This window comes from Bacillus sp. T2.9-1, assembly GCF_950097965.1.
Lineage (GTDB): Bacteria > Bacillota > Bacilli > Bacillales > Cytobacillaceae > Niallia > Niallia hominis.
This window is the reverse complement of record NZ_CATNHG010000049.1, coordinates 1-258: the sequence shown is the minus strand read 5'-3', so window position 1 is coordinate 258 and position 258 is coordinate 1. Positions and strand designations below refer to the sequence as shown.

Sequence of the window (258 nt, the reverse complement as noted above, 5' to 3'; positions counted from 1 at the left end):
GGTTGATATTCCTGTACCACCTTTCAATCATTTGAGCAATGGGGGGACGCAGGAGGATAGGGTAAGCGTGCTGTTGGATTAGCACGTCCAAGCAGTTAGGCCGGTAATGAGGCAAATCCCATTACCATACGGCGGAGCTGTGACGGCGAGGGAAATATAGTACCGAAGTTCCTGATTCCACACTGCCAAGAAAAGCCTCTAGCGAGATTGATGGTGCCCGTACCGCAAACCGACACAGGTAGGCGAGGAGAGAATCCT

1 rRNA gene is annotated in these 258 nt (G+C 51.9%); it reads left to right on the top strand.

Going from position 1 to position 258, the window contains the following annotated elements:
* Window positions 1-258: ribosomal RNA gene (locus QQZ16_RS03990) — 23S ribosomal RNA — on the top strand; the annotation flags it as partial.